A 7,559-nucleotide genomic window follows, 5' to 3' on the forward strand; every position below is an offset into this window, starting at 1 on the left:
TCGATCTGGGTACTCATCCAGCACCGCTCGCAGTTTCTGCAGGAATTCAAGATTTTCGGGCTGAGTCAGTTGGTGGCAGTGATATTGATAGCTGAATGGATTTTTCTTATCCGTACCTACAAACTGCTCTTCCGGTTTTCTCACTGGGGGGTTGTCTCTCAGTTTCTTATCTTGGAAGAACATGTTCACCACATCCAACCGGAAACCATCGACACCCAAATCCATCCAGAACTTTGCCGTATCCAACGTGGCTTGTTGCACTTCTGGATTGTGGAAATTCAGGTCTGGCTGCGAGGCTAAAAAGTTATGCTGGTAATACTGCTGACGGCGGCTGTCCCATTGCCATGCCGACCCACCAAAAATACTGAGCCAGTTGTTCGGCGGCGTGCCGTCTTCTTTTGCGTCTGCCCAAACATACCAGTCCGCTTTCGGGTTGGTTCTGTCTTGACGGCTTTCTTCAAACCAGGCGTGTTGATCACTGCTGTGACTGTAAACTTGGTCGACAATCACTTTCAGCCCGAGCTTATGCGCTTCATCCAGCAATGTTTTGAAGTCGTCTAGCGTGCCAAACATTGGATCGATTTCGACGTAGTTAGCAATGTCGTAGCCAAAATCATCCATAGGTGAGGTAAAGATGGGGGATAGCCAGATCGCATCGACACCCAATTTCGCGATGTAAGGCAGTTTGCTGGTGATGCCGTTTAAATCGCCAATTCCATCGCCATTGCTGTCCATGTAACTGCGCGGGTAAATTTGATAAATCACTGCCCCACGCCACCATTCCGAATTTGAAATTGCCATTATTATCCTCCTTTAACCGAACCCGACAGCAAGCCGCGAACAAAGTATCGCTGCAACGATAAAAACACGACCAGCGGCACCACTATGGTAATAAACGCGCCACTGGTTAAGATTTCCCAGTTGTCTCCCCGAGACCCTAAAAGCTCACGAAGCTGGGCTGTTAATACAATTTTGTCTCCGCTGTTCCCCAGGTACACCATGGCTACTAGCAGATCATTCCAAACCCACAGGAACTGGAAGATGGCGAAAGACGCCAATGCAGGAAGCGACAGAGGAAGCACCACTTTTGTGAACGTCTGGAAATGATTGGCCCCATCCATTCGGGACGATTCCATGATCTCTTTTGGCAACCCCGCCATGTAATTTCGCAGCAGATAGATCGCCAAAGGTAGACCAAATCCGGTATGCGCCAGCCAGACTCCGGGGTAAGACTTGGTGGCAACGTCGAACAGGTTGCCGAACTCGTTATACAAACGCAGCACGGGAATCAGAGACATTTGCAAAGGCACCACCAGCAAACCAACGATGATCGCCAGCATGATGCTTTTTCCTCGAAAATCCATCCACGCCAGACCATAAGCCGCAAATGCCGCAATCATGATGGGAATAAAGGTCGCCGGAATCGTCACCGTTAAGGAGTTCACAAACGCTTGCCCTACCCCTTCCGATGCCAGCACTTCCAGATAGTTTTCAAAGGTGAACCGAGGCGGAATGTTGGCAACATGAAAAATGCGTTTGCCGCGTTTGTGGGTAAAAGGTTTATCCGACTCCCATCGGTAATCACCATTCTCCAGAACCGTCAGTACCGTACCGTTTTTCAGTTCAACGGAATCTCCGGGATTATGGGCGTCGATTTCTTTTGCACGTTCCCCCCAGCTTTTTACTGTTCTTCCCGATCCTTCTTCAAATAAGTTGCCTTGAATAACAAACTGGTCGCCTTCGCGAATTTCGCTGCCTTTTTTACCCGTGCGCACCACTTCATTACGCTCAGTGGTGATCATGGCTGTCCACCAGCCACTTACCGCCAGTTGATCTTTGTCTCGCACCGAACTGACCAACAGCCCTAGAGTTGGTAAAGTCCAGGCCAGCACAAAGAACAGGATCAGCCCATGTTTGAATAGCGTTCCGGCAGAGAGCTTTTTCTTATTTCTTTCCATTATTCTTCCCTTGCCTTTTTAATGTTCCACAACATCACCGGAATTACTGCAATCATCAGGACAACGGCAATCGCACTGCCTTTCCCGAAGTCACCTCCTCCACGGAACATCCAGTCAAACATCAGGTTCGCCATGACTTCTGTGTCCCACTGCCCGTTGGTCATGGTCAGAACAATGTCGAAGACTTTTAGCACCAGAATGGTAATGGTTGTCCACACCACCAAAATGGTGGGAATGATTTGAGGAACAAGAATTTTCAGGAAGATTTGAAAGTCATTCGCACCATCCAGTTTGGCCGCTTCCAAGACTTCTTCAGAAACCCCACGCATGGCCGCGCCAAGCAGCACCATGGCGAAGCCAGTTTGAATCCAGATAAGAATGACCATCAATAGAAGGTTGTTCCAGAAAGGTAAGGCTATCCAGGCTTGTGGTTCGCCCCCCAGCGCCACCACAATGGCATTTAATAATCCGATTTGGTCACTGTCTGCGCCTCGGTAGTCGTAAACAAAACGCCAGATAACACTCGCCCCGACAAACGAAATCGCCATGGGTAGGAAAATGAGCGTTTTGGCTACTTGCCCCCACCAGATCCGGTCAGCAAGGTAGGCAATGACCAAGCCCAACCCAGTGCTCAGTGTGGGTACAAATATCAGCCATAGAATGTTGTTAATAATGGCCTGTGAAAATTCTTCGTCGCCGAATGCCCATGAGTAGTTGCTGAAGCTGACAAATTCGGTCGCAGTTCTGTCATACATAGACAGACGAAATGTCTCGATGACGGGGTACACCAAAAAGATCGTCAGCAATATTAAGGCAGGACCGACAAAGATAAATGGCTGCACTTTCAGCCTGAGCTGATCACGCTTTCTTTTCTCTTCACCCTGCAAGTTCTTACTGGATAACACTTTCTCTAAACCAAAATACGCGGCGTAGTAAAAGGCGATAGAAACCGTTACCGCGATAAGCATGGCAGACAGAGAATCCAGGAGTTGATCGATCACAATCTCTCTCCATCAAACAAATTGAGATAGGAGGGTGAGCAAAGCCCACCCTTGAGTTCACTAAGGCTGGTTACTTGTTATCGTCCCAGCTTTTCTGAATAGACTGAGTGACCTTTTCAGCAGACTCACCACCGACGAAATCGACCATGCCAGTCCAGAAAGAACCAGCTCCGACCGCGCCCGGCATCAGATCAGAACCATCAAAGCGGAATGTAGTGGCATTCAGCAAAATTTCGCCCTGTTTTCTTTGCGCGTCGTTTTCATACGTCGCGACATTTACGCCTTTGTGAGCAGACAAGAATCCGCCCTGCGCCATCCACAATTCGTTCGCGAGTGGTGTCAGTAAGTAATCCATCACTGCACGGGTAGCCGGAGAGTCCTTCGTTACCGCGTAAGCCACACCTGCACCTAATACTGGGTTGCCCAAGTCTTTCGATTCATAAGAAGGGAAATAGAAGAAGTCGGCATCTTCACCCACAACTGTGCCTTTCGGGAAGAAAGCAGGAATGAAGCTCGCCTGATGGTGCATAAAGCACTTAGCTGGCACCGTGAATAAGCCTTTCGGGCTGTCGCGGAAATCGGTGGTGCCCACAGATGCCGCGCCACCAGCTACGTATTTATCGTTCAGTGCAAACACACCGAATTTCTCGATCGCATCAACAATTCGTGGGTCAGTAAACTTAATACTGTTGTCCACCCAGCCGTCGTACACTTCAGGCTTCTGAGTTCTCAACAGAATGTCTTCCACCCAGTCAGTCGCTGGCCAGCCAGTTGCACCACCAGAACCTAAACCGATGCACCATGGTGTATTGCCGTCTTTTGCCATTTGCTCTGTTAGGGCTAGTAGGTCTTCCATGGAATGTGGGACTTCGTAGCCTGCATCTTCAAAGTTGTCTGGCGAGTACCAGACCAATGATTTGATGTCTGTTTTGTAGAAGACACCGTAGAATTCTTTCTTACCTGACTTGTTTTTGTAGGTGCCAAGATCAACCCAAGAACTTCCCGCGGCATAGTTCTTTTTCACGTAGTCGGAATACTTGTCACCGAGAGGAACAAGCAGATCTTTAGAAGCGAGGTCGGCGGCTAAGCCTGGCTGAGGAAACGCTGCGATATTAGGTGGGCTACCTGCTTGGGTATCAATAACAATTTGTTGTTCGAATCCATCAGACCCTGAGTACTGAACATCAATGCCTGTGACTTTCTCGAAGTACGCAAAAACATTTCGGATTTTGGTGTCTTCCGGAGCAAGAAAAGGACCGGCAACCGTAACGGTTTGTCCTTTCAGATTCAGGTTTTCAAAAGCTTTAAGATCTCCCCATGAGAAATATCCTTCTCCCTCTGGAAAAATCAGATCCTGCGACCATACACTTGTAGACAGAGACGCAGCAACAGCGGCTGTGAGTAACTGAACTTGGTAGCGTTTCATTTAATGTTCCCTCTTAACATGTTTTTTAGTGTTGTGAATGCTAAGAAACCCAGCTCGATACCTAAAAAGGGAAACATTAGAAGGCGAGGTAAAAAGCCACTTTCTCTTAACATTTAATTAACCTTAAACGTTTAAGAAGATTTAAAGCGTGATAAAGATCGAATTTTGACCACCAAGATCTGTCTCAATTTCAATACAAAAAACTTTCCGGTTATCGGCTCCAATCCACTTATGCATCCGGTTTACCAGTGCAAACCAAATAGTCTGTTTTGTGACCTGTTCAATGACCGAACTAACGTTTTGTGAAACCAGTGTCTTGATATCGGGTTTCAAATTCCGCATCATTTGTATAGTCAATAAGCATTGGTACCAGTAATGGCAAGCACTCCGCTCTACATACAAATCAAACGTTATATTCTGGATAAAATTGAATCTAACGAATGGCCAGTAGGTCAACGTATCGCCACAGAACTCGAATTGACGGATCAGTTTGAGGTGAGCAGGATGACGGTAAACAAAGCGATTCGGGATTTGGTAGCAGAAGGGAAATTAAAGCGAACTCCGAGATTAGGGACTTTCGTCTGTGCTCAGGAAGAAAAAGCAGAATCTCCCCTACTCGATATTCGAAATATTGCGGACGAAGTGTCTTCTCGTGGGAAGCAGTACCATAGCCAGGTGCTGAAGCAAAAATCACTCAAAGCCGACGATGCCATCGCCACTAAGCTTGGTGTCATGCTAGGCAGTGATATTTTCTACAGTGAGATCATACATTTTGAAGACAGCACGCCCATCCAGCTTGAAGTTCGTTGGGTAAATGCAGCCTACGCGCCAAAATATTTGAAGCAGGACTTTTCAACCATTACGCCCAACCAGTACCTGTCGGATAACTGCCCATTAAGTGCCATTGAACACACGGTGGAAGCCATAAACCCTGATGTTCGTATTCGCGATGCCTTAGAGCTAAAAACATACGAACCCTGTCTATTACTGAACAGAAGAACCTGGAGTGGCGATAAACTTGTGAGTTCTGCCCAGCTTTACCACCCGGGTTCCAGATATAAGTTAAGCTCTAAAATCGATATTTAGCCGCATAATATTCCACCCTCTTGCGAATACTCAGGCAATAGCGTCTGAGTACCCAATTTTCGACTCAATGATCACACTTTTATAACATCTGTCTTGCCCGCCTTTCTGATTTCATCTATTTATTTGTATATACATTTGAACTTCGAAGAAGAAATCATGCTGCGGAAACTGATAAACGCAAAACTGGTGACCATGACAGAAGGCGAAGCTGGCTACAGAGTGTCGCGTCCGAAAAGTGTGCTGATTGAAAACGGGAAGATCGTTGCAATCTCTGATGAAATTGATGTTTCGCTGCCTGATTCTCAGGTTATCGACTGTCAGGACAAGCTGGTCACACCGGGCTTAATCGACTGCCACACACATCTGGTTTTTGCTGGTAACCGCGCCAATGAATTCGAAATGCGCTTAACAGGCGTACCTTACGAAGAAATCGCCAGACAAGGTGGCGGCATTCTTTCAACGGTGAACGCCACGCGCCAGTCCAGCATTGAGGAGCTGGTTGAGTTGTCTCGCCCTCGCCTTGAAGCGCTGATGAACACCGGTGTAACCAGCATTGAAATCAAATCAGGTTACGGGTTAACACTGGAAGACGAACTCAAGATGCTCCGTGCAGCAAAACGTCTGGCTGAGGAATACCCGATCCATCTTGAGACCACTCTCCTAGCTGCGCACGCAGTACCACCCGAATTTAAAGACCAACCAGATGCCTATATCGATCTGGTTTGTGAAGAAATCATACCCGCAGCTGCGAAAGAAAACCTCGCGGACGCCGTCGATGTGTTTTGTGAATCCATCGGTTTCAGTCTGGAGCAAACTCAGCGTGTATTCGAAGCCGCAAAAACACACGGATTGAAAATCAAAGGGCACACCGAACAGCTGTGTAATCTGGGCGGTAGCAGGCTAGCGGCTGAACACGGTGCGCTGTCGGTTGATCATATCGAATATTTGGATGAAGAAGGTGTAAAAGCGGTTGCTAAAGCAGGCTCGGTGGCGACCTTACTTCCAGGTGCTTTCTATTTCTTGAGGGAAACCCAGCAGCCGCCTATCGAACTGCTTCGTCAGCATAACGTCCCCATGGCGGTTTCGACCGATTTGAATCCGGGCACCTCCCCTTTCGCGAACTTGCCCTTGATGATGAACATGGCGTGCACCCTTTTCCGCCTAACGCCTGAAGAAACGCTGCGTGGTGTGACCTGTCATGCTGCAAAGGCGCTTGGTTTAGAAGACCACAAAGGTCAGATTGAAATCGGGTTTGATGCAGATTTTGCTATCTGGAACATCGCGTACCCCGCAGACCTGAGCTATCAGGTGGGTATTCAACACTTACACGCTCGAATCGTAAATGGAGAGATTCACCATGTCGGATAATCGCTTTCAATGGCAGGGTCGAAATGATGTGGAAGATGCAGAACTTGGGCATCGTGTTCATCACGTAATTCAACACGGCACGCCAACCGATGCACAAGCGGGTGATGTGACGATTCTCGGGTTCGCCTGCGATGCTGGTGTTGCGCGTAACAAAGGTCGCGTTGGCGCACAGCAGGCGCCCGACAAAATTCGACAAGCACTGGCGAATATGGCGTGGCACCAAGACACGCGATTGTTCGATGGCGGTACAGTGACATGTGAAGGCGACGAGCTGGAGCGAAGCCAGAGTGCCCTTGCAGATGTACTCTCTTCAACTCTTAAACACACTCCCGCAATTACTTTAGGCGGTGGACATGAGATCGCCTGGGCGTCCTTTTCTGGTCTTGCGCGCTACTTCAAGCATCAGGCGTTAAAGAAAAAAGGGGCTTCAGAGAAAGAAATAAAATCACCGCGTATTGGCATCATCAATTTTGATGCTCACTTCGACTTGCGCGCGTTTGAATCCACCAATCCGGAAGCCAATGCACAACCAAGCTCTGGCACACCATTCAACCAAATTCATCATTACTGCCAGCAGCAGGGTTGGGCGTTCAATTACGCTTGCTTGGGGATCAGTGCCGCCAGCAATACCAAAGCGTTATTTAAGCGCGCTGATGATTTGGGGGTCTGGTATGTAGAAGACACTCAAATGCACGCTGGCACCCTGACCAAGCAGCTCAC

The 7,559-nt window shown here is 48.2% G+C and carries 7 protein-coding genes; 3 read left to right on the plus strand and 4 right to left on the minus strand.

The annotated features are described in order from the left end of the window. From RH89_RS09670 to RH89_RS09685, 4 genes are all read right to left on the minus strand, one after another. The coding region (locus RH89_RS09670) for an alpha-amylase family glycosyl hydrolase (protein ID WP_004401456.1) at positions 1-801 on the minus strand (801 nt) is incomplete at its 3' end. Positions 802-803: 2 nt separating this feature from the next. Then, positions 804-1,958, minus strand: a complete 1,155-nt coding sequence (locus tag RH89_RS09675; RefSeq protein WP_004401457.1) for a carbohydrate ABC transporter permease — start codon at positions 1,956-1,958, stop codon at positions 804-806. Further along, positions 1,958-2,959 (minus strand): carbohydrate ABC transporter permease, encoded by a 1,002-nt coding sequence (locus tag RH89_RS09680; RefSeq protein ID WP_004401458.1) that lies wholly within the window; start codon positions 2,957-2,959, stop codon positions 1,958-1,960. Before RH89_RS09680 ends, RH89_RS09675 begins: the two co-directional genes overlap by 1 nt. A gap of 70 nt (positions 2,960-3,029) precedes the next feature. Next, a complete protein-coding gene (locus tag RH89_RS09685; protein ID WP_004401459.1) occupies positions 3,030-4,385 on the minus strand; it encodes an ABC transporter substrate-binding protein in 1,356 nt (451 codons plus the stop codon). 375 nt (positions 4,386-4,760) lie between these two features. On the opposite strand from RH89_RS09685, the gene hutC reads away from it, so the two are divergent. The 3 genes from hutC to RH89_RS09705 all read left to right on the plus strand — a co-directional run. Continuing rightward, the gene (gene hutC, locus RH89_RS09695; protein WP_004401461.1) at positions 4,761-5,471 is read left to right on the plus strand and encodes a histidine utilization repressor; all 711 of its coding nucleotides are present in this window, start codon (positions 4,761-4,763) and stop codon (positions 5,469-5,471) included. A 156-nt stretch (positions 5,472-5,627) separates the two neighbouring features. Beyond that, on the plus strand, positions 5,628-6,839 hold the full coding sequence (gene hutI, locus RH89_RS09700; protein WP_004401469.1) for an imidazolonepropionase: 1,212 nt from the start codon (positions 5,628-5,630) through the stop codon (positions 6,837-6,839). Continuing rightward, positions 6,814-7,559: formimidoylglutamase (locus RH89_RS09705; RefSeq protein ID WP_038145461.1), on the plus strand; the 746-nt coding region annotated here is incomplete at its 3' end. The genes hutI and RH89_RS09705, both read left to right, overlap by 26 nt.

Origin of the sequence: Vibrio nigripulchritudo ATCC 27043, from assembly GCF_000222685.1 — a bacterium.
Taxonomy (GTDB): Bacteria; Pseudomonadota; Gammaproteobacteria; order Enterobacterales; family Vibrionaceae; genus Vibrio; species Vibrio nigripulchritudo.

Bases quoted from the DNA above. Each gene is read 5' to 3' on its own strand.
- RH89_RS09675 (WP_004401457.1), bottom strand. From the start codon at position 1,958: ATGGAAAGAAATAAGAAAAAGCTCTCTGCCGGAACGCTATTCAAACAT.
- RH89_RS09685 (WP_004401459.1), bottom strand. From the start codon at position 4,385: ATGAAACGCTACCAAGTTCAGTTACTCACAGCCGCTGTTGCTGCGTCT.
- hutC (WP_004401461.1), top strand. From the start codon at position 4,761: ATGGCAAGCACTCCGCTCTACATACAAATCAAACGTTATATTCTGGAT.
- hutI (WP_004401469.1), top strand. From the start codon at position 5,628: ATGCTGCGGAAACTGATAAACGCAAAACTGGTGACCATGACAGAAGGC.